The sequence below is a fragment of the Brachybacterium sp. J144 genome (assembly GCF_036321705.1).
Lineage (GTDB): Bacteria > Actinomycetota > Actinomycetes > Actinomycetales > Dermabacteraceae > Brachybacterium.
This window is the reverse complement of record NZ_JAZDCG010000031.1, coordinates 79,327-100,326: the sequence shown is the minus strand read 5'-3', so window position 1 is coordinate 100,326 and position 21,000 is coordinate 79,327. Positions and strand designations below refer to the sequence as shown.

Below are 21,000 nucleotides of genomic sequence, written 5' to 3'. Positions count from 1 at the left end.
ACGGGCGGCGATGCCCGACGACGCCGACTTGTATCGACGTGATGACACAATGCGCCCGCCGCCACACTTGTGTCAAGACCCCGACACAACTTCTCCACCGCTGCCGCATGACCCGCCCCGTAGCATCGGGACGTGCCCGCTCGCCCGTTCCCCCACGTCCTCTGCGCCGTGCTGCTCGCGCTGCTCGGTGCGCTGCTGCTCGTCCCCTCCTCCGCCGACGCTCGCGCCGACGCCCCGGAGACGACCGACGCCCCCGTGCGCCTGGTGATCGCGACGGCAGGTCTGACCTGGGAGGACATCGACGCCGAGAGCACGCCGACGCTGCAGTGCCTGGCGGACCGCGCGGGCGTCGGCGCGATGAACACCACCTCCACCACCGTCGTCTCCACCAAGCGGCAGGGGCTCGAGACGCTGCGCACCGGCTACCGGGGCCTCGCCGAGGAGGCCCCGCGCACGAGCGGCATCCCCACCCCGCCGACGGACCAGTGGCAGCAGCTCCCGGTCGACGTGACCTCCACGGACGACCCCGCCGCCGTCGAGGGCGCCCTCGCGGACGGCGACCTCGTCGAGCTGCTCGCCCCGTCGATCCCCGACCACGACGACCCCGCCCGCGCGGAGGCCCTCACCGCGCTCGACGGCACGGTTGCCGCGGCGCTCGAGGACCTCGGCGGCTGTGCGGCGGCGGACCTCCCCCGCACCCTCCTCGTCTCCGTCGCGGCGACCGACCCTGCGCATCCGGAGGAGGTCGAGCGCACCGGAGCGGTCGCCTCCCGCACCGTCGGCCTGCAGGTCGCGATGGACACGGGACTGAGCGGACAGGCCCTGACCAGCGGCGCGACCAAGCAGACCGGAGTCGTCGTGCTCACCGACGTGCTCGCCACGATCCTCGACTCGCACGGGGCGAGCCCCGAGGGACTGATCCCCGGGCAGCCGTTCCGCGGCGCGGACCACGCCGATCCGCAGCAGCTGGCGTGGGACCGCTCCGAGGCGGGGCGACTCGTCGACGCCGCGACACTCCCCGCGCTCGGCTCCTGGCTCGCGCTCGGCGTCGTCGGCCTCGTGATCGTGCTGGTCCCGGCGCTCGCGCGGCGTCCGCGGTTCGCCGCCGTCGGCCGTGCACTCGCGGCCATCGCCCCGCTCGCCCTGCCCGTCGGGCTGTGCGCCTCCCTGGTCCCGTGGTGGCGGGCCGAGCACCCCACCCTCGCCCTCGCCGGCGTGGTCTGGGGCGGGTGCGCGCTGCTGTCCGTGCTCGTGCTCGGCGGGCCCTGGCGGCGCAGCCGCTTCGGACCGGCGGGGGTCTCCGCGGCGCTCATCGCGGGGATCGTTCTGCTCGAGTCGGCGACCGGGTCGCGCCTGCAGCTCTCCTCCCCGCTTGGGGCGCAGCCGATCTCCGGCGGGCGCTTCTACGGGCTGTCCAACCATCTCTTCGGCCTCGTGCTCGCCGCGGCGCTGATGGCGCTGCTGTGCCTGTTCACGGTGGTGCGCTCGGCGCGGGCGCGCGTGGTGTGGACCGTCGGCGTCGGGCTGGTGACGGCCGCCGTGTGCGTCGCTCCCTCGATGGGCGCGGACTTCGGCTCGAGCCTCGCGACCATCCCCGCCTTCGGGCTGCTGGCGCTGCTGGTCTCCGGGATCCGGCTGCGGGTGTGGCACGTGCTCGCGCTCGGCGCGGGCGGGGCGGCGGCGGTGCTCGGCGTGTCCTTCCTGGACTGGCTGCGCCCCCCGGAGGACCGCACCCACCTGGGGCGTTTCATCGACGAGCTGCTGAGCGGCGAGCTGGTCTCCGTGGTCGTGCGCAAGCTGGCGCAGAACGTGGCGATGGCGACCGGCTACTGGGCGCTCGCCCTGGTCCTGGTGCTCGCGGTCCTCGCCTCGGTCGCGATCCTGCTGCCGGGCCGGATCCGCTGGCGGCGGCTCGCGGCGCTCGATGCCGCGCACCCCGCCGCCCACCGGGTGCGCGTCGCGCTCGTGGTCGGCGCGTGGGTCGGCTACGCCGTCAACGACACCGGCCCGGTGCTGGTCGCGGCGATGCTGGGCGTGTGGCTCGTGCTGCTGCCGGCGATCCTGCCGGATCCCGAGCGGGTCTGATCAGGAGTTCTCGGCCTCGACCGCGGCGTGCACGACGAGGGAGGCGTACTCGTCGGGGCTGATCGGCGGACGCAGGCCCTCCGGCAGCTCGGGCTCCCCGATCCCGAGGTGCGAGGCGATGATGACCGCCTGCTCGGGGGTGAAGCGGCCGTCGACCGGGGCGCGGCCCAGGCGCTGGCCGAGCAGGGCGAGGTCGACCCCCGCGAGGAAGACGACGTCGTCGGTCGCGAAGAGACCGTCCACGGGCAGGGCGCGCAGCGCCGCATCCAGCGCGTCCGGGTCGACGTCGCCGAGGGCGCGGGTCTCGTCGTCGCTGAAGGCGCCGTCGACGGGGAGGTCGGCGAGCGTCAGGCGGCGCCGTTCGGCGCGCTCCTCGGCCGACGGGTCGGGCGTGGGGCCGGCGGGGGCCGTCTCGCTGGGGGCGAGGCTCGTGGTGGACTCGGGCTCCGGGGTCCAGACCTCCGCGTCCTCGCCGCCGACGGGCTCCGGCGACTCCTCGAGGTCGGCCACGGTGTGGCGCCGGCGGGCCAGGGCGCGCAGCACGTCGCGCAGCTGGGCGGCGCGGTGCAGCTGCCCCGAGAGGTCCCGGCCGGTCGCGCGGTGGTGGAGGTCCGCGGGGATTTCCTTGACCCAGAAGCCGCTGGTCAGCGCGTCGATGCTGAGGGAGGTCTCGACGCCCCAGCCGGGCGCGAGCGGCTGGCAGGCCTCCCAGGTCTCGCGGGTGATGCAGCGCGTCCCGGAGAGGGGCTGCTCGGGACGCCAGCCGGTGGCGCGCTCGATCCCGCGGCGGGCGGTGCGGACCACGATCCCCATCCCGGCGGCGCCCTCCTGCGGGGGCAGCAGCGCGATGGCCATGTCGACACCCTCGTCGAGCACCGCGTCCACGAGCCCCTGGGCGGCGGCGGCCGAGGAGCCCATGTCGGCGTCGAGGAAGAGCAGGGCGCGGGGCACGTCGGTGCCCGGGTCGATCGCCGGGAGCGGCCCGGTGTGCCCCGGGGTGCGGGGCTCGGCGTGGAGCTCCTCGGTGAACCGCTCCCCGCCCTCGGCGCGCTCGGCGCCGTCGCGGATCGCGACCATCTGGGCGCCGGTCGCCATGGCGGCGGCCTTGCCCTGGTTGGAGCGATGGCGCACGACGAGCGCGTCGGCTCCCATGGCGACCGCGGAGGTGGCGTCGGTGGAGCCGTCGTCGACGACCACCACGAGGTCCACGCCGCGGATCTCGCGCGCGGAGCGGATCGTGGCCTCGATCCGCTCCGCCTCGTTCTTGGCGGGGATGACGACGGCGACCCGCTCGGGGCGGTGGGTCGTCAGCGGCCCCGCGCCGTTCATCGCAGGGTCACCTGACGGGCGACGATGCCGCCGCGGGCGCGGCGCTCGGTGGGGGTGAGCGGCTCCGTCGAGGCGAGGGCCTCCTCGAAGCGGGCCCGGAACTCCTCGGCCGCCGCGTCGACGGCCTCGACGCCGAGCCCCTTGTCGATGTCCCACACGGGGATCGCGAGGCCCTCCGCGCGGAAGGAGCCGACGTACTTCGAGCCCTCGCAGATCGCCGACTCGCGGCGCGCGTGGAGGCGGGTCACGGCGTCGATCACGCGGTCCTCGTCGGCGTCGAGCACCCAGCGCACATGGTCCTTGGCGCCCGCGTCGACCCAGTAGGCGTGGTCCATGCCGGTCACGGCGCGGGTCGTCATGATCGCGTCGTTCGCCTGCTGGATCGCCTGCTCGATCTCGCCGGTGCGCTCGGCGCTGGGGTCGAGCCAGAAGTCGAAGGTGTCGTGGATCTCGAAGGTGAACCCGCCCTCGAGGTCGAGGACCTCCTGCAGCCGCGGCGAGTCGTCCTCGACGGTCACGGAGGTCACGGCGGTGCCCGGCTCGAGCCCGGCGGCCTGCACGATCGCGGCGCCGAGGCCGCGGGACAGGTCCCCGCCCGCATAGGACGCCTGGACGCCGACGGTGACGGTGCCGTCGGTGCGGCGCACGCCGGGCCAGGCCATCGGCAGGACGGTCGCGAGCTGGACGTCGAGGCCGCCGTGCTCCGCGGTGGTGCGGGCCCGCAGCGTCGCCGCGGGGATCAGCTGGCGCATGGCGACCAGCTCCTGCTCGAACGGGAGACCCTCGAAGGGGCGGCGGACCAGGGCGTTGCCGGGGGTGGAGCTCATGGCGGGGAGTCTACCGATCGGGGCGGGGATCGAGGCGCTGCTCCATGATCAGCTCGGCGTCGTCCTCGGGGTTCGGGCCGATCACGGTGAAGCCCAGGCGCTCGTAGAGGCGCCGCGCGGGCCGGTTCGTCGCGACGACGTCGAGGCGCAGCGCGGTTCCCGGATGCCGCGCGGCGAGCCAGTCCGCGCCGGTCCGGAGGAGCAGCTGGCCCGCGCCGCGGCCCCGGGCCTCGGGGGCCACCCAGACCGAGTAGAGGTGGGCCGGGCCGGCCTCGTCCTCGACCACCAGGCGGGCCATCCCGGCGGGCACGCCGTCCACCTCGGCGATGAGGACGGGGCCGGTCGGGGAGAAGTAGCCGCGCCAGAAGGCCTCGCCGTCGCGCGCCTCCCGCTCGAGGGTCGAGGCGAGGGTGCTGCCGAAGGCCTCCGGGGAGTCCTCCAGGGCGCGCAGGCGCAGCTCCCGCCAGATCGCCCAGTCGGCGGGCTCGAGGGTGCGGACGGCGATCACCGCGCCTCCCCCGCCGCGAGGAGCTCCCGGGCGCGCTCCTGGAGGTCCAGCGCCGCGGTGCCGTCGAGCATGTGCAGGTCGAAGTCGGCGCTGAGCCGCTCGAAGAACAGGGTGCCGCGCACCGAGTTGCCGTGCAGGTCCAGCTGCGGGGCGTAGCTCGCGACGCCGAAGCGGGAGGGCAGGGCCGCGATGATCCCGCCGCCCACGCCGGACTTCGCGGGCAGGCCCACGTCGCTCACCCAGTCCCCCGCGTTGTCGTACATGCCGCAGGTCATCATCACCGAGAGCACCTGCCGGGCGGCGATGCGCGAGAAGACCCGCTCCCCGGTCAGGGGGCAGCGGCCGCCCGAGGCGAGGGTCGCGGCCATGACGGCGAGGTCGGTGACGGTGGTGAGCACGCCGCAGCCCTCGACGTAGCCCTCGACCACCTCCACCGCGTCCTCGTCCATCGATCCCGCCGCACGCAGCATGTAGGCGAGCGCGAGGTTGCGGTCCGAGGTGGCGAGTTCCTCGTCGACGGTCTCGCGGTGCAGCTCCAGGGACCGCCCGGCGGCGGCGTCGAGCACCGCGCGCAGCCGCTCGGTGCGCTCCTGCCGGGTGGTGCCGAGCATCGCGTGGGTGCGGATCGCACCGATGTTCACCAGCGGGTTCTTGGGCTTGCGGGTGTGGCGGTCGATGCTGAGGGCGTTGAACTCCTCCCCCGTCGGCTCCTCGTCCACGACGGAGTCCACGTACTCCATGCCGTGGAGGTCGATCGCGGCGCCGTAGGCGAAGGCCTTGGAGATGGACTGCAACGGGAAGGCGTGGTCGCTGCCGGCGGCGGTGATCTCCCCGTCGGCAGAGCAGACCGCCGCACCCAGGTGGTCCTCGCGGGCCCCGGAGAGGCGGGAGAGCGCGGGGATCTCGCCGTCCGTCTCGGCGCTGCCGATGATCCCGCGATCGGGCAGCACCGCGTCGGGGTCGCCGCTCGCGGTCGCGGTCGCGAGGGCCGGCAGCAGTCGGTCGAGGTACCGGGACAGGGACGTCTGCGCGCTGGTCACGCCCCGACGGTACCGTGGCGGTGACGCGGGGACCCCTCAGGCTCGCGACCGCCAGAGCAGCCAGAGGAAGTAGGGCGCGCCGAGGAGCGCCACGAGCAGTCCCGCCGGGATCTGGGCGGGCGCGATGAGGCTGCGGCCCAGCAGGTCCGCGAGGCCCACCAGGATCCCGCCGAGCAGCATCGCGACCGGCAGCATCCGCAGATGGCGCCCGCCCACGAGCGCGCGGGCGAGGTGCGGGGCGACGAGGCCCACGAAGCCCACCACGCCGACGGCGACGACGCTGATCGCGGCGAGCACCGCGGCCAGGGTCAGCACCAGCACCCGGGTGCGCTGGGTGCGGACCCCGAGCACCGTCGGGGTGTCCTCGTCGAGGGCGAGCAGGTCCAGCTCCCGCTGCACCGCGAGGACCAGCGGCAGGGCGAGGGCCAGGGCGATCGCGACCGGGAGGACGTCCACCAGGGAGCGGCCGTAGGTGCTGCCGGAGAGCCACGTCAGCACCTTCGGGGTGTCGAAGGGGTTCGCGCGCAGCAGCACGAAGGTGGTCAGCGCCGTCATCCCGTAGCCGACGCCGATCCCGACGAGCACGAAGCGCTCGGGGGCGAGGCCGCCCCGCCAGGAGAGCAGCGTCGTCAGGGCGAAGGTCGCCACGCCCATCAGGACCGCGAGGCCGATCATCACCGGTCGGCCACCGCCGAGGGTGGTCACCACGACGGCGGCACCCAGGCCCGCGCCCGCCGTGATCCCCAGCAGTCCCGGTTCGGCGAGGGGGTTGCGGACCATCGACTGCACGAGCGAGCCCGCGAGGGCGAGGGTCATGCCGGCGAGCACGGCGGCGGTCATCCGCGGCAGCCGCTCGCCGAGGGAGCGCGCGATGAGGTCCGGGGCCGCGCCCTGCATCCAGGCGAGCACGTCGCCGAGGCGCAGCCACAGGGAGCCGGCGAGCAGACCGGTCACGGAGACGGCGGCGAGCGCGAGGACCAGCACCGCCAGCACGATCACCAGGCGCCGGCCCGAGCGCAGCCCGGTCCGCGCCTGCGGGGGCCGACGGGCGGGGCCGGCATCCCGCAGCCGCCGCGCCATCAGCACGATGACCAGCGCCCCGAGCAGCGCCGTCGGCACCCCCGTCGGGATCCGCGCGGCGGAGGCGGCGCCGAGCACCGCGCGCAGGGTCGCGTCGGCCGTGAGCACGACCAGCGCGCCGAGCAGCCCCGCCGTCGGTAGCAGGAGCAGATGGCGGTGCAGGGCGGGGACCGCCCCGGCGAGGAGCCGGGCGAGCACGGGGGCGCCGAGGCCGACGAAGGCGAGGGGGCCGGCGACGGTGACCGCGACGGCGGTGAGCACCACGGCGGCGAGGATCGCGAGCACCCGGGTGGGGCGCACCGGCACGCCGAGGGAGGCGGCGGCGTCCTCGCCGAGGCCGAGCACGTCGAGGCGTCGGGCCAGCAGCAGGCCGAGCAGCAGCATCAGGGCGATGACGGGCAGGGCCCGGGCCGAGGCGTCGAGGTTCAGCTGGGCGAGGGAGCCGCTGCCCCAGGCGTACAGGCCCGTGGTCTCCGTCTCGAAGAGGATCAGCAGCATCGACGTGCCGGACTGGAGGGCCAGGGCGACGGCGGAGCCGGCGAGGATCAGCCGCGTGGTCGAGGTGCCCGCTCCCCCGGCGAGGGCGAGCACCGCACCGGCCGCGAGGAGCCCTCCGAGGACGGCGACGCCGCTGCTCGCCCACAGCGGGACGGAGAGGCCGAGCGCCGCCACCAGGCACAGCGAGAAGTAGGAGCCCGCGGTCACCGCGAGGGTGTCCGGGGACGCCAGGGAGTTGCGGGAGATCGACTGCAGCAGGGCGCCGGCGACGCCGAGGGCGAGGCCGACGAGGGCCCCTGCGGCGAGGCGCGGCAGGCGGGAGGCGGTGAGGATCGCCGCCACCGCGGGATCGGGGCGGGAGCCGGTGAGATGGGCGAGCAGGTCGCCGGGGCCGACGCCCGAGGTGCCCTGGGTGAGGTGCCACAGCGAGGCGCCGGCGACGGCGAGTCCCAGACCGAGCAGGACCGCGCCGCCGCCGAGCGGACCGCGCATCAGGCGGTGAGCAGATCGACGTAGGCGTCGATCGCCTGCTCCGAGGAGCGGGGGCCGCCGAAGGTCCAGATCCCGGCGGGGAAGCCGAGGGCACGGCCCTCCTGGACGGCGGGCAGGGAGGTCCACAGCTCGTTCTTCTCGAGCTCGGTGACGTAGTTCCCGGCCGGGTCGTCGGTGCTGGTGTAGAAGAGGGTCGCGTCACCGACGGTGGTCAGGCCCTCGATGTCGGTCTGGCCGAGGCCGTAGACGGGGTCCGTCTCCTCGGTCCACGCGGAGGTCAGGCCGAGCTCCTCGCCGAGGGCGGTGAACAGCGCGCCCTTCCCGAAGGGGCGCAGCGTGACGTTGCCGCCGTCGACCCAGCCGTCGAAGTACACGAAGTCGGTGGTGGGCAGGCCCGCGCCCTCGACCACGGCCTTCGCCTCGGCCACGTGGGCGTCGAACTCGCCCAGGACGACCTCGGCGCGCTCGCTGCGCCCGGTGGCCTCGCCGATCAGGGTGAAGAGGTCCTTCATGTTCTGCACCGGGTCGGCGGCGTCGGCGCCGACGGTCGCGAGGACGGGCACGCCGAGCCCCTCGAGCTGGGCGACGACCTCGTCATCGGGCGAGCTGACCTCGACGATGATCAGGTCGGGGTCGGCGGCGGCGAGGGCGTCGAGGTTCGGCTCGCCGCGGGTGCCGACGTCGGTCGTGCCCTCGGGCAGGGTCTCGGCGCTGACCCAGGTGGAGAAACCCTCGACGTCCGCGACGGCGACGGGCGCGATGCACAGCGAGAGCAGGTCCTCGGTCTGCTGCCACTCGAGGACGGCGACCCGCTCGGCAGGGGCGTCGAGCTCGATGGTGCGGCCCAGGTCGTCGGTGAGGGTGACGGGGTCGGTCGAGGTCGCGGTGGTGTCCGCGGCGCAGGACTCGGAGATCGCGGCGGCGTCCCCGGCGGGCTCGGCGGCCTCGGGGACCTCGGTGGTACCGCAGGCGGCGAGGGCGAGGGTCGCGGCGGCGGCGGTGAGGGTGGCCGCGAGGCGGCGCGTGATGGTGTGCATGGGGTCCTCGGTCAGATGGCGGATGCCCGGTCGGGCTGCACGCGGCGCTCATGGCGACCGCGGGCATCGATGCGCAGGCGGCCGTCGGGCTCCCGCGTCACGGTGAGGGGGAGGCCGTAGACCTCGGTGAGGTGCTCGCTCGTGAGCACCGCGGCGGCGGGCCCGGCCGCGTGCACGGCACCGTGGTGCAGCAGCACCACGTGGTCGGCGATGCGGGCGGCGTGGTCCAGGTCGTGCAGCACGATGCCGACGGCGACGCCGTGCTCCTCGGCGAGGTCGCGCACGAGGTCGAGGGTCTCGATCTGGTAGCGCAAGTCGAGGTGGTTGGTGGGCTCGTCGAGGAGCACGATCGCGGTGTCCTGGGCGAGGCAGGAGGCGAGCCAGACGCGCTGCATCTCGCCACCGGACAGCTCGTCGACGCCGCGGGCGGCAAAGGATCTGACACCTGTCAGGTCCATGGCGCGGTCGATCGAGGCCCGATCGGCGGGGGTGAGCCCCGCGAAGCGACGCCGGTGCGGATGGCGGCCGAAGGCGACGACCTCGCGCACGCTGAGACCCTGCGGGGCGGTGCGGGTCTGCGAGAAGAGGGTCAGCTCGCGGGCGAGCTCGCGGGCGGACAGCAGCGCCGTGCCGCGCTCGCTCGTGCCGCCGAGCAGCACCTCACCGCCGCCGACGGGGTGGAGGCGGGCGAGGGCTCGCAGCACGGTCGACTTGCCGCTGCCGTTGGGGCCCAGCAGAGCGGTGACCTCGCCGGGCCGGAGCACGAGGTCGACGCCGTGGACGACCTCGTCCTTGCCGTAGCCGAGGCGCAGGTCGGCGCCGCGCAGCGAGGGCGCGGGGAGGTCGGTCGCGGGGACGAGCTGAAGTGGCACGCGCCGAAGCTTAGCCTCACCTCATTGGATTCCGAAACGGCGTCCGCGCATTAATCGACGGGAGCGGGCTCGGGCTCCCTTTCGGTCTCGGTCTCGGTGCCCGTGAGCCGGCCCAGCCGGTCCATGAGGTGGTAGATCACGAGCGCCGCGAGGGTGCCGAGCGCGATGCCGGTCAGCTGCACGCCCTCGATGGTCCAGGTCACGTTCGCGATGCCGACCACGAGGGCGACGCCGGCGGTGATCTGGTTCTTGGGACGGGAGAAGTCGACCTTCGCATCGACCCACATGCGCACGCCGACGATGCCGATGAGGCCGTAGAGCACGAAGGTGACGCCGCCCAGCACGCCCGGCGGGATGGTGAAGATCAGGGCGCCGACCTTCGGGGAGAGGGAGAGCAGGATCGCGACGATGCCCGCGACCCAGTAGGCCGCGGTCGAGTAGACGCGGGTCGCGCTCATCACGCCGATGTTCTCGCCGTAGGTGGTGGTCGGCGAGCCGCCGAAGCCGGCGGAGAGCGTCGTGGCGAGGCCGTCGGAGACCAGGGTGCGGCCGACCATGTGGTCGAGGTTCCGGCCGGTCATCAGGCCCACGCTGCTCACGTGGCCGACGTTCTCGGCGAGCAGCACCACCACGACCGGGAGGAACATCGGCAGCAGGCCGAGCTCGATGGTGGGGTGGTGGAACTCGGGCAGGCCGAGCCAGTCGGCCTCCCGCACCGGTTCGAAGTCGACCTCGCCCCGCGCCACGGCCACGAGATAGCCGATCAGCACGCCGAGCAGCACCGAGATCCGACCGAGCAGGCCGCGGAATAGCACCGTGCACAGCACCACGGCGAAGAGCGTGATCGTCGCCGTGACGGAGGACTGCTGGAAGTTGTCATAGGCCGTCGGGGCGAGGTTGAAGCCGATCAGCGCGACGATCGAGCCCATCACCACCGGCGGCATGAGCGCCCGGATCCACCCCGTGCCGATCCGCCCCACGAGCAGCCCCAGCAGGGCCAGCAGCACACCGGTCACGAGCACGCCGCCGAGCGCGGCCCCCATCGAGTGGGCCTGGGTCGAGGCCATGATCGGGGAGATGAACGCGAAGGAGGAGCCGAGATAGCTGGGCACCCGGTTCCGGGTGATCACCAGGAACAGCAGTGTGCCGATGCCCGAGAAGAGCAGCGTGGTCGAGGGCGGGAACCCGGTCAGCAGCGGCACCAGGAAGGTGGCGCCGAACATCGCGATGACGTGCTGGGCACCGATCCCGATGGTCAGCGGCCAGGCGAGCCGCTCCTCGGGGCGGACGATCGCGTCGGGGGCGACGGTGCGGCCGTCTCCGTGCAGGGTCCAGCGGAACATGGGCTCTCCTGGGAGGGATGCGGGGCGCCTCAGGCGCCGGGGAAGTTCTTGCGGCGCGCGGTCTCGACCGTGACGTCGGGGACCAGGCTCAGCAGGGAGACGCGGCCGCCGTCACGGTGGCGGAAGTCGGCGAACATGCGGGCGAGGTCCGGGGCGCCGTGCTCGTCGCGCACCGGCGAGGGGACGGTGAGCATGAGCGCGACGGCGATGCCGGAGGCGACCGCGAGCCCGCCCGTGACCAGGCCCGCGCCCGCGCCGAGGGCGAGGGAGTTGACGATCACGTCGAGGAAGCCGATCACCACGAGCGCGAGACCGGCGATCACGCCGGTGCTGCGCGCGGGCCCGGCGGGACGGGTGAGGAGCGTGTGCCGCGCGAAGAGGGAGATCGCCGCGAGGCAGGCGCACACGCCCGCGTCGATGAGGTGGATCGCGACACCGCCGGGCGCCTGCCCCGTGGGGGCGGCGATCGCGGTCAGCAGGTGCCACACGACAGCGGCGACGTGCATCACGGCGGAGAACTCGAAGGCGCGGACGGTGTAGACGAGCCAGTCGGTGCGCCGGAAGGTGACCGGCATCGTGCGCACGAAGGAGCGCGAGATCATCACCCCGAAGGCGATGAACAGCAGCGGCAGGTAGACGTAGCCGGTGGCCACGCTGGTGGGAGCGGCGAACTGCAGGCGCAGGGAGTTGTCGGCGAGGGCCGCGAGCACCAGGCCCGCGGTGACCGCGGTCGAGAACACGAACCAGGAGCGCTCCCGGAGCAGCGCCGAGGCCAGCACGATGCCCAGCAGCAGCGCGGAGACCAGGGTGTCCGCGAAGGTCACGAGCGAGTATCCCCAGCCGGTCGTGAACAGCCGCCCGATGAGCATCACCAGCGCCAGGAGCAGCAGGGCCGCGGCGGCGACGCCCACGCCCACGAGGATCAGCCGGGCCGTGCGCCGGGCGCGAGCCTGCGGCAGATACCCCTCGTGGGCGCGCGGCTCGATGCCGATGATCGCGCCGAGCAGCAGCAGGGCGACCCCCACGCCGATGCCGACGGGGGGACCCTCGGGCAGCGAGGCGAAGAGCACCGGCAGCGAGGAGACCAGGTCGACGAGGAGCGCGAGCAGACCCACGAGCAGCGCGGGGGCGAGGCCGATCACGCGCACCGAGCGGACCGCTGCCAGCGGCGGGTCCGGCGGCAGCCAGCGGACCAGCAGCACCGCCATCAGGGACACCAGGGCCAGCCCGATCGCCCAGGGGGCGAGGCCCGCGAGCCAGTGGCCCGGCGCGGCGGTGAAGGTCGTGGTCATCGCCGCGCTGAGGCAGACCAGGGCGATCACGTCCCGCAGGGCGTCGAAGATGCCGAGGTCGGCGAAGCGCGCGGGGACCGTGAAGCCGAGGGCGGGCAGCTCGTCGTGCTCGGCGTTGGGGGTGGTGCCGGAGCGGGCGTAGCTCGCGGGGGCGGGCCGGGCGGCGGCGCGCCGCTCCTCGCGCTCGGCGAGCAGCGGCGCGGAGTAGCGGTCGAACTCGGCACGGTCCGGGAGCCGATCGGTGGGTAGCGTGCGGGGGTCGTCGGAGGCGAAGATCCAGTCCGCGTCCTGAGGGTCCGCGTCCCCTGGTTGCCTGTCCATTCCCCGGCTCTCCTGCCCTGCTGACCTGCTCGCCCTGTGCGCGCAGGCGGTCTCGATGATAAGGACGCCGGGACGCCGCGGACGGTCGGCGCGCCGCAGGCCGGATGCGCCGTCGCTCTCAGCGCAGCGCGCGGCGCTCCCCCGCGAAGCGGATCGCCGGACCCGGCCCGGGGCGCCCCTCCCCCGTCTCCACGACGGGGCCGATCAGCAGGCGGTGGGTCGCGGCGTCAACCGCCTGCTCGACGCGCAGCGCGAAATGGGCCAGGGCCCCGGGCAGGATCGCGTCGCCGTCGGCCGTGCGGGAGACCTCGAGGCCCGCGAGCATCCCCTGCAGCGGGGCGCCCGGGGTGCCGAAGCGGTCGGCGAGATGCTGCTGGTCCTCCGCGAGGACGTTCAGGCACAGGTGCCCCGCCTCCTCGGCGGCCTCCGCGGCGCGGCCCATGCCGTAGAGCGCCACCAGCATGGTCGGCGGGTCATAGGAGACGTCGAGATACGAGTCGACGGTCACCAGCAGGTCGTGCGGGCCCTGCCGGGTGGAGAGCACCGCGAGGCCCGCAGCGATCAGATCGCTCGCGCGCCGGTAGTCCTCGACGTCGACGGGCGTGCTCACCGGGCGGTCGGGAGCATGCGGGCGCGGGCGTCGTCCGAGTCGACGATCTCCTTACCGAAGGGGAAGCAGGTCACCGGGATCAGCTTGAGGTTCGCCCAGGCGAGGGGCAGGCCGATGATCGTGATGGCCTGGGCGAGGGCGGTCGCCACATGACCCAGGGCGAGCCACCAGCCGGCGACCACGAACCAGATCACGTTGCCGAGGGCACCCACGGCGGAGACCCGCCCGGTGTCCACCACCTCCCGGCCGAAGGGCCAGATCACGAAGCCCGCGATGCGGAGGGAGGCGAGGCCGAACGGGATGGTGACGATCAGCAGGCAGGCCAGCAGTCCCGCCACGACGTAGCCCAGGAACAGGGCCCAGCCCGCGGTGAGCAGCCAGATGACGTTGAGGATCAGCGAGATCAGGGAGCGCATGCCGCCAGCGTAGGGTCCGTCGCACCCCGGGGCCAGGGGGCTGTCCCCCCGTCCGCGCGCGACTACCCTGGTCCCCATGCCTGCACCCGAGATCGCGCTCACCGAGCGCTTCCAGTCCGCCTTCGCCGCCGCCTTCGGGCCCGAGCACGCGCAGGCCGACCCGATCATCCGCCCCTCCCAGTTCGCGGACTTCCAGTGCAACGCCGCGATGGGGCTCGCGAAGACCCTCGGCCGCAAGCCGCGCGACATCGCGGCGGACATCCTCGCGGCCGTGGAGCTCGACGACATCGCCGAGACCCCCGAGATCGCGGGCCCGGGCTTCCTGAACATCCGCCTGCGCACCGACTGGATCGCCTCGCAGGCCGCCGAGCTCGCGGCCGACGACCGGCTCGGACTGCCCCTCCCCGAGCGGCCGCGGACCGTCGTGATCGACTACTCGGCGCCCAACGTCGCCAAGGAGATGCACGTCGGCCACCTGCGCACCACCGTGGTGGGCGACTCGATCGCGCGCACCCTGGAGAAGCTGGGTCACACGCCCGTGCGCCAGAACCACATCGGCGACTGGGGCACCCCCTTCGGCATGCTCATCGAGCACCTCCTCGAGGTGGGCGAGGACAGCGCCGAGGCGGATCTGCTGCGCACGGACCCGAACGCCTTCTACCAGGCGGCGCGCGCCAAGTTCGACGCCTCAGAGAGCGGGTCCGACGGCGACTTCGCCGCACGCGCCCGTCGGCGGGTCGCGACCCTGCAGTCCGGTGATCCGGAGTCGCTGCGCATCTGGACCGACCTCGTCGAGCTGTCGAAGCAGTACTTCCACCGCATCTACGACCTGCTCGACGTGACGCTGCGCGACGAGCATCTCGCGGGCGAGTCCACCTACAACGATCAGCTCGAGGCGGTCTGCGCGGATCTCGAGGCGGCCGGCATCGCGCGGATCTCCGACGGCGCGCTGTGCGTCTTCCCCGAGGGGTTCACGGGGCGCGACGGGCAGCCGCTGCCGCTGATCATCCGCAAGTCCGACGGCGGCTACGGCTACGCCACGACCGACCTCGCGGCGGTGCGCCACCGCGTGCGGGATCTCGGCGCCGACGCCATCGCCTACGTGGTCGGCTCCGCGCAGGAGCTGCACTTCCAGATGGTCTTCGCGATCGCGCGGGAGGCCGGCTGGCTGCCCGCCGAGGTGCGCGCCGAGCACGTGAAGATCGGCTCCGTCCTCGGCGAGGACGGAAAGATCCTGCGCACCCGCTCCGGCGCCTCGCTGCGGCTGATGGCGCTGCTCGAGGAGGCCGTGACCACGGCCCGCACGGTCATCGACGAGCTGCGCCCCGACCTGCCCGAGGCGGAGCGGGCGCAGATCGCGCGCTCGATCGGCATCGGCGGCGTGAAGTACGCGGACCTCTCCACCGCGCACGACTCGGACTACACCTTCGACCTCGACCGGATGCTGGCCCTGACCGGCAACACCGCGCCGTACCTGCAGTACGCGGTGGCCCGGATCCGGTCCATCTCCCGCCGCGCCGCGGCCGAGGGCGTCACCGCCGCCGCGGCGCCGCTCGTGGAGAACGATGCGGAGCGGGCGCTGGCCCTCGCGCTGCTCGAGTTCGCGCCGGTGCTCACCCAGACCGGCGAGGACTACGAGCCTCATCGGCTGTGCGCCTACCTGTTCTCCCTCGCCCAGGCCTTCACCGCCTTCTACGAGGCCTCCCCCATCCTCAAGGAGAGCGACGAGGTTCTGCGCGCGGGACGGCTCGCCCTCGCCCAGCTCACCGAGCGGGTGCTGGTGGAGGGTCTGGACGCCCTCGGGGTGGACGCTCCCGCGCAGATGTGACCGAGCGTTACCCGATCGTGCCCGAATGCGCCGTCATACCGCTGGTCACCGCCGGGTCCGCTTCCTAGCCTGAGACGGTGCAGCCGTCCCGAACCGCCCATACCCTGCTCTGGGTGGTCTATGCCCTCGTGGGCGGCGTGCATCTGACCGCGATGCTCACCGAGGTCGAGGGGCTGCAGCGCGTCACTCAGTCGCTGCTCGCCCCGCTGCTGATCGGCGTGGTGTTGACCGCCGTCCCGCACCTGACACGGACCTCACGACTGATGCTCATCGGGCTGCTGTGCGCCTGGTGCGGGGACTTCTTCAGCCAGATCGCGCCCGAGCAGGTCGAGACCATCTCCGCCCTGTTCTTCCTCGGGGCGCTGGTGGCCTACTCCTGCGCCCTCGCCCCGCTGTGGCGGCGCAACCGGGACCCCATGCGCATCGCGCTGGCGATCCCCTACGGCGGCGTGGTGATCGGCCTGTTCGTCGCCTGCGCCGACGGGGCCGGACCGATGCTCCCCCTCGTCGCGGCCTACGCCGTGGCCCTCGCCGTGACGGCCTTCCTCTCCGCGGGCGGCAACGGGCTGACCTGGTCGGGAGGGACGCTGTTCCTGCTGTCCAGCTCGCTGCTGGCGATGACCTGGTTCCTGCCGGGCGCCGCGATCCTGTACAGCACCGTCTGGGTGATGGTCACCTACATCATCGGCCAGGCCCTGCTGGTGGCGGGCCTGCTCCGCGCGCTGCCGCAGCGCCGCTGGGCGACGGCGCCCGCGGGTGCCGCCCTGGTGATCGTCGAGAGCTGAGCCTCAGCCCCGCAGTGCGCGCGTGATCAGTGCCGCCTGCTCGCGATGCAGCCGCTCCATGTCCTCGCCGCGGCGCACCCGCAGCTGCAGGCCGAGCCGGCCGCTGATCTCGCGATAGGCCACCTCGACGCCGTTCTCCTCGAGCTGCAGCCGGGCGATGCGGACCTCGGCGAGGAAGAGGTCGCGCATCCCCACCGAGAGGTGCAACGGCGGCAGCCCGGAGAGATCGGCGTTCAGCGGCGAGAGATCCGGGTCCTCGAGCGGCGTGCGGCCCGCGTAGCGGATCGCCGCATCGCGCAGCAGGCGCCGTTCGTGCACCGGATCCGCCTGGTCGGTCTCGGTGATCCCGGCGTTGGCGAGCTCGAGGTCGAGCCAGGGCGACATGGCCACGAGCGCCGCGGGCGCGGGCACCTCCCCCGACTCCCGCAGCCGGCGCGCGACGGTCAGCGCGAGTCCGCCGCCCGCATGCTGGCCCGCGAGGACCCACGGCTGACCGGCGAGGCGGCCGTCGGCCCGCAGTGCGGCGAGCACCGCCTCCACGTCGTCGAGGGCGACGGGGTGCTGGTGGTCGGGGGCGTTGCGGTAGTCGACCATGAGCCCCGCGCAGCCGAGGGCGTCGATGTGGCGGGAGAGCCACAGCCAGTCGCTCGCGAAGGGGCCGGAGACGTACGCGCCCCCGTGCAGAAAGACGATCAGGCCACGATCCCCGCGGTGCCCGTCGAGCCACACCGTGCGGGTGCGGCCGATCATCTCGTGCTCGACGGCGTGCGACTTCAGCACCGCCGACGGGGGGTTCGGGCGGCGCGCCTCGCGCAGCGCCTGATGCGTGAGGGTCGAGGGCAGGGGAATGCGGCTCACCGCACGGGCTCCGGTGACGACGGCTTCGCGGACACGACCCATGACTGCCTCCTCCTGCGGCCCCGGGGGCCGCCCTCGCTGCGGGTCCCGCCAGCCTAACGAACGGGCCTGGGGGCGGCGGTACCCTGCGGCCATGACCTCCGCCCCCGCACCCTTGCTCGTCCTCGCCGCCATGCCCGAGGAGTCCGCGCCGCTGCACGCGCGCCTCGTCGCCGCCGAGGAGCTGACCACCCCGCTCGCCGCCCCCGTCACGGCCCGGCGGGGTCTGCTCTCGGGGCAGGACACCATCGTGGTGACCACCGGCATCGGGGTCGCGGCCGCGGCCGCCGCCGCGACCTGGGGCATCCTCGCCCACCGGCCGCGCGCCGTGGTCTCCGCGGGCTCCTGCGGAGGGCTCGCGGCCGACGTCGAGGTGGGCACGCTGATCGTCGGGGAGGAGTTCACCTGGTCGATCGCGGACGCGACCGCCTTCGGCTACGCCCCGGGACAGGTGCCCGGAGGCCCCGAGCGGCACCGGGCGGACCCTGCCCTGGTGGACGCGGCAGAGTCCGCGGCCCGTGCGGTCGCGGCGCGCGGCTGGCGCCGCGGGCTGATGCTCGCGGGCGATGCCTTCGTGACCGCACCCCTCGCGGAGCCGATGCGGGTGCGCTTCCCCGCGGCGCTCAGCGCGGACATGGAGACCACCGCGAGCGCGCGCACCGCGGAGGCGCTGGCGGTGCCCTTCGTCGCCCTGCGCGCCGTGTCGGACCTCTGCGGGCCGGCGGCGGGCCAGCAGTTCCACCTCGAGATCGACGTCGTCGCTGAGATCTCGGCCACGGCCGTGGAGGCTCTCGCCGCCGGATTGTCGGACTGACCGAAGCGCAGGTCAGCGCGGAGATCTGCCCACCTGGAGCGCATCACCCGAGGTAGGAGGCCTTTTCTCCCGCTCCGGGGACGGGTAGGGTGCCCCACGGCCCGTCCGCCCGTGGAGTCCCCACCGCAGGATCCGGGGTTCCGAAGGTGCGACGCGGTCACGTCCCATCCCCCACCTCGGAACGAGGAATCGTGTCAGCCTCCACGGCCCAGTCGCCGCCGCACTCCTATTCCCTGTCGAAGCCGGTGTTCTTCGTCGCCGGCGGGATCATCCTGCTGTCGGTGCTCTTCGCGCTGATCCTCCCGGCGCAGTTCAACAGCGTGATCTCGACGCTCAACGCGACCGTCGTGAGCTCGGTGGGCTGGTACTTCGTCCTGGTCGTGACCGCCTTCGTCGCCTTCGGCATCATCGTCGCGGTCTCCCGCATGGGCAACATCAAGCTCGGCAAGGACGACGAGGAGCCGGAGTACGGGCTGTTCTCCTGGTTCTCGATGCTGTTCGCCGCGGGCATGGGCATCGGCCTCGTGTTCTGGGGCGCCGCCGAGCCGCTCACCTTCTTCGCGGACACCGGCGGCGACGTCCCCGGCATCCCGCCGAACGCCGCGGGCCTGGACGATCCGGCCCGCGCCGAGCGGGCGCTGGGCCAGACCTTCCTCCACTGGGGCCTGCACGCGTGGGGCATCTACGTGGTGGTCGGTCTCGCCGTCGCCTACGCGGTGCACCGCAAGGGCCGCCCGATCTCGATCCGCTGGGCGCTCGAGCCGGTCCTCGGCAAGCGCACCGACTCCTGGATCGGCGACCTGGTGGACATCATCGCGATCGTCGGCACCCTCTTCGGCATCGCGACCTCGCTCGGCTTCGGCGTGAACCAGATCGCCGCGGGCCTGGACCACCTCGGGGTGCTGCCCAACTCGACGGTCGTGCAGGTGACGATCGTGCTCGTGGTGACCGCGCTCGCGACCCTCTCCGCCGCGAGCGGCGTGGACAAGGGCATCAAGATTCTCTCGAACCTCAACATGGGCCTCGCCGCCCTGCTGCTGGTGGCCGTGCTGATCCTGGGGCCGACCCTCTTCCTGCTGCGCGACGTGGTCTCGAACATCGGCTACTACCTGCAGAACATCCTGCAGCTGTCCTTCCAGACGCTCCCCTTCCGGGGCGAGGAGGGCGCCGGCTGGCTCAACGGCTGGACCACCTACTACTGGGGCTGGTGGATCTCCTGGTCGCCCTTCGTGGGCGTGTTCATCGCGCGCATCTCCAAGGGGCGCACGGTCCGCGAGTTCGTCACCGGCGTGCTGCTCGTGCCCACCGCGGTGACCTTCCTGTGGTTCACCATCATGGGCGGCACCGCCCTCTACGAGTCGGTCATCGGCGGGGTCGATTTCACCGACGCCGAGGGAAACATCGACGCGAACACCGCCCTGTTCGACACCTTCTCCCACCTGCCCGCGGGCGCGCTACTCTCCGGCATCGCGGTGATCCTGGTGTCGATCTTCTTCATCACCAGCGCCGACTCGGGCGCCTTCGTGATGGACATGATCGCCCACAAGGGCGATCCGAACCCGCCGCGCCTGACCCGCATCTTCTGGGCCGCCTCCTCCGGCGTGATCGCTGCGACCCTGATCTGGGCGGGCGCCGCCTCCGGGGACGCCACCTCGGGAATGACCGCGCTGCAGTCCCTCGCGCTGCTCTCGGCGCTGCCCTTCTCGATCGTCATGATCGGCATGATGATCTCCCTGTGGCGCTCGCTGTCCCGCGAGGTGAAGGTGATCGAGCGGCTCGAGCTGCGCATCCGTCAGCGCGAGTTCCTCGAGCGCTACTCCGACACCCTCACCGCGCAGGTCGAGGAGACCGTCGCCACCCAGCTCGAGGGCGAGGTCGGCCAGCAGTTCCAGGCGCAGCTGAGCCAGCAGGTCAGCGAGCAGGTGCAGGAGCACCTGGACGCGGACTCCAAGCGGGGCTGACGCTCAGCGGGCTCAGCGGGAAGAGACGTGCGCGATCTCCGCGCCCTCGGCGAGGGCGCGGAGGTTCGCGGCGATCCGCTCCTCGGCGCCGACGGGCCGCCCGCCCGCCCCGTGCGGGGTGATCAGCAGGCGCGGCGCGTCCCACAGCGGGTCCCCGGCCGGGAGCGGCTCGGGATCGGTGACATCGAGGCCGGCACCTCCCAGGGTGCCGGCCTCGAGCGCTTCCCGGAGGGCGACCTGGTCGACGGTCGCGCCGCGGCCCACGTTGATCAGCAGGGCGTGATCGGGCAGCGCCGCGAGCACCTCCGCGTCCACCGCGTGACGGGTCGCCTCGGTGGCGGGGAGGATGTCGATGAGGACGTCGGTCTCGGGCAGGGCCGCGAGCACGTCGCTCTCGGCGATGACCTCGAAGCCCGCGCGGGTCCCGGCCGAGCGGGCGGCCCCGCGCACCTGCGCGCCGAGGGCGCGCAGGGTCGGGGCGAGGGTCTGCCCGATCTCGCCGAAGCCCCAGATGAGCACTCGGGCGCCGAGGAGCGTGGTGATACGGTCCTCGGGGTGGAGGGGCTGCAGGCCGCCGAGCTCGGAGGACCACTCGTGGCGCTCCTGGGCGGCGGCCGCCTCGGGCAGGCGCCGCACGAGGGTGAGCAGGAGGGCGAGGGCGTGCTCGCTCACCGTGACCGAGTGCAGGCCCGCACCGGTCGCGATCACCACGTCCGGGGCGAAGCCGGCGGCGAGTATCCCCTCGACCCCGGCGGAGAGCGACTGCACCAGGCGCAGCTCCCCCAACTGCTCGGCGGCGGAGGCGAGGTGGGCGCGGGAGGCGCCCCAGACCACCAGGGCCGCGGCGTCGTGGTGCTCGGCGGGGATCGCGGCGCGGGCGTCGACGACGACGGCCTCCCACCCCTCGGGCAGCTGCGGGGACAGGGCGATGGTGTCGGGGAGCAGGAGCTTCATGGCTCCAGGCT

At 73.7% G+C, this 21,000-nt stretch carries 18 protein-coding genes; 5 read left to right on the top strand and 13 right to left on the bottom strand.

Translation table 11 applies throughout. The annotated features are described in order from the left end of the window. The first annotated feature begins 132 nt into the window (after positions 1-132). Positions 133-2,085 carry a hypothetical protein gene (locus V1260_RS11995; RefSeq protein WP_329747050.1) on the top strand — a complete coding sequence of 651 codons (1,953 nt, stop codon included), beginning with the start codon at positions 133-135 and terminating at the stop codon, positions 2,083-2,085. On the opposite strand, the gene V1260_RS11990 is transcribed toward V1260_RS11995, so the two are convergent. The 11 genes from V1260_RS11990 to V1260_RS11940 form a co-directional block, all read right to left on the bottom strand. Further along, entirely contained in the window at positions 2,086-3,414 is a 1,329-nt protein-coding gene (locus V1260_RS11990; protein WP_329747049.1) for a glycosyltransferase family 2 protein, read from the bottom strand. After that, positions 3,411-4,241, bottom strand: a complete 831-nt coding sequence (locus V1260_RS11985) for a DUF5926 family protein (protein ID WP_329747048.1) — start codon at positions 4,239-4,241, stop codon at positions 3,411-3,413. Before V1260_RS11985 ends, V1260_RS11990 begins: the two co-directional genes overlap by 4 nt. Before the next feature lie 10 nt (positions 4,242-4,251). Then, the gene (locus V1260_RS11980; RefSeq protein ID WP_329747047.1) at positions 4,252-4,749 is read right to left on the bottom strand and encodes a GNAT family N-acetyltransferase; all 498 of its coding nucleotides are present in this window, start codon (positions 4,747-4,749) and stop codon (positions 4,252-4,254) included. Next, complete coding sequence (glsA, locus tag V1260_RS11975) at positions 4,746-5,789, bottom strand: glutaminase A (RefSeq protein WP_329747046.1); 1,044 nt, start codon at positions 5,787-5,789, stop codon at positions 4,746-4,748. Before glsA ends, V1260_RS11980 begins: the two co-directional genes overlap by 4 nt. Before the next feature lie 36 nt (positions 5,790-5,825). Beyond that, entirely contained in the window at positions 5,826-7,859 is a 2,034-nt protein-coding gene (locus V1260_RS11970; RefSeq protein WP_329747045.1) for an iron ABC transporter permease, read from the bottom strand. After that, entirely contained in the window at positions 7,859-8,896 is a 1,038-nt protein-coding gene (locus V1260_RS11965; protein ID WP_329747044.1) for an iron-siderophore ABC transporter substrate-binding protein, read from the bottom strand. Before V1260_RS11965 ends, V1260_RS11970 begins: the two co-directional genes overlap by 1 nt. Positions 8,897-8,907: 11 nt before the next feature. After that, a complete protein-coding gene (locus tag V1260_RS11960; RefSeq protein WP_329747043.1) occupies positions 8,908-9,768 on the bottom strand; it encodes an ABC transporter ATP-binding protein in 861 nt (286 codons plus the stop codon). 50 nt (positions 9,769-9,818) lie between these two features. Further along, positions 9,819-11,111, bottom strand: coding sequence for a uracil-xanthine permease family protein (locus V1260_RS11955; RefSeq protein ID WP_329747042.1), 1,293 nt, complete (start codon positions 11,109-11,111; stop codon positions 9,819-9,821). A gap of 29 nt (positions 11,112-11,140) precedes the next feature. Next, positions 11,141-12,724, bottom strand: a complete 1,584-nt coding sequence (locus tag V1260_RS11950) for a DUF7937 domain-containing protein (RefSeq protein ID WP_329747041.1) — start codon at positions 12,722-12,724, stop codon at positions 11,141-11,143. Positions 12,725-12,842: 118 nt separating this feature from the next. Then, the gene (locus V1260_RS11945; protein ID WP_329747040.1) at positions 12,843-13,334 is read right to left on the bottom strand and encodes a flavin reductase family protein; all 492 of its coding nucleotides are present in this window, start codon (positions 13,332-13,334) and stop codon (positions 12,843-12,845) included. Further along, positions 13,331-13,750 (bottom strand): YccF domain-containing protein, encoded by a 420-nt coding sequence (locus V1260_RS11940; RefSeq protein WP_329747039.1) that lies wholly within the window; start codon positions 13,748-13,750, stop codon positions 13,331-13,333. The genes V1260_RS11945 and V1260_RS11940 overlap by 4 nt, the downstream gene beginning before the upstream one ends. Before the next feature lie 76 nt (positions 13,751-13,826). On the opposite strand from V1260_RS11940, the gene argS reads away from it, so the two are divergent. Beyond that, positions 13,827-15,578, top strand: coding sequence for an arginine--tRNA ligase (gene argS / locus V1260_RS11935; protein ID WP_329747038.1), 1,752 nt, complete (start codon positions 13,827-13,829; stop codon positions 15,576-15,578). A gap of 77 nt (positions 15,579-15,655) precedes the next feature. Then, a complete protein-coding gene (locus V1260_RS11930; RefSeq protein WP_329747037.1) occupies positions 15,656-16,363 on the top strand; it encodes a lysoplasmalogenase family protein in 708 nt (235 codons plus the stop codon). Between the two features lie 3 nt (positions 16,364-16,366). Here V1260_RS11930 and V1260_RS11925 read toward each other — a convergent pair whose 3' ends face one another. After that, positions 16,367-17,263: an alpha/beta hydrolase fold domain-containing protein gene (locus V1260_RS11925; protein ID WP_329747036.1), complete on the bottom strand. Its 897-nt coding sequence runs from the start codon at positions 17,261-17,263 to the stop codon at positions 16,367-16,369. Between the two features lie 91 nt (positions 17,264-17,354). On the opposite strand from V1260_RS11925, the gene mtnN reads away from it, so the two are divergent. Then, positions 17,355-18,074 carry a 5'-methylthioadenosine/S-adenosylhomocysteine nucleosidase gene (gene mtnN / locus V1260_RS11920; RefSeq protein ID WP_329747035.1) on the top strand — a complete coding sequence of 240 codons (720 nt, stop codon included), beginning with the start codon at positions 17,355-17,357 and terminating at the stop codon, positions 18,072-18,074. Positions 18,075-18,265: 191 nt separating this feature from the next. After that, positions 18,266-20,035, top strand: coding sequence for a BCCT family transporter (locus V1260_RS11915; RefSeq protein WP_329747034.1), 1,770 nt, complete (start codon positions 18,266-18,268; stop codon positions 20,033-20,035). Between the two features lie 12 nt (positions 20,036-20,047). Here the strand turns inward: V1260_RS11915 and V1260_RS11910 are convergent, their stop codons facing one another. Next, positions 20,048-20,989, bottom strand: a complete 942-nt coding sequence (locus V1260_RS11910; RefSeq protein ID WP_329747033.1) for an NAD(P)-dependent oxidoreductase — start codon at positions 20,987-20,989, stop codon at positions 20,048-20,050. Positions 20,990-21,000: the final 11 nt, after the last annotated feature.

Bases quoted from the DNA above. Each gene is read 5' to 3' on its own strand.
- mtnN (WP_329747035.1), top strand. From the start codon at position 17,355: ATGACCTCCGCCCCCGCACCCTTGCTCGTCCTCGCCGCCATGCCCGAG.
- V1260_RS11965 (WP_329747044.1), bottom strand. From the start codon at position 8,896: ATGCACACCATCACGCGCCGCCTCGCGGCCACCCTCACCGCCGCCGCC.
- V1260_RS11955 (WP_329747042.1), bottom strand. From the start codon at position 11,111: ATGTTCCGCTGGACCCTGCACGGAGACGGCCGCACCGTCGCCCCCGAC.
- V1260_RS11970 (WP_329747045.1), bottom strand. From the start codon at position 7,859: ATGCGCGGTCCGCTCGGCGGCGGCGCGGTCCTGCTCGGTCTGGGACTC.
- V1260_RS11910 (WP_329747033.1), bottom strand. From the start codon at position 20,989: ATGAAGCTCCTGCTCCCCGACACCATCGCCCTGTCCCCGCAGCTGCCC.
- V1260_RS11925 (WP_329747036.1), bottom strand. From the start codon at position 17,263: ATGGGTCGTGTCCGCGAAGCCGTCGTCACCGGAGCCCGTGCGGTGAGC.
- argS (WP_329747038.1), top strand. From the start codon at position 13,827: ATGCCTGCACCCGAGATCGCGCTCACCGAGCGCTTCCAGTCCGCCTTC.
- V1260_RS11985 (WP_329747048.1), bottom strand. From the start codon at position 4,241: ATGAGCTCCACCCCCGGCAACGCCCTGGTCCGCCGCCCCTTCGAGGGT.
- V1260_RS11940 (WP_329747039.1), bottom strand. From the start codon at position 13,750: ATGCGCTCCCTGATCTCGCTGATCCTCAACGTCATCTGGCTGCTCACC.
- V1260_RS11950 (WP_329747041.1), bottom strand. From the start codon at position 12,724: ATGGACAGGCAACCAGGGGACGCGGACCCTCAGGACGCGGACTGGATC.
- V1260_RS11990 (WP_329747049.1), bottom strand. From the start codon at position 3,414: ATGAACGGCGCGGGGCCGCTGACGACCCACCGCCCCGAGCGGGTCGCC.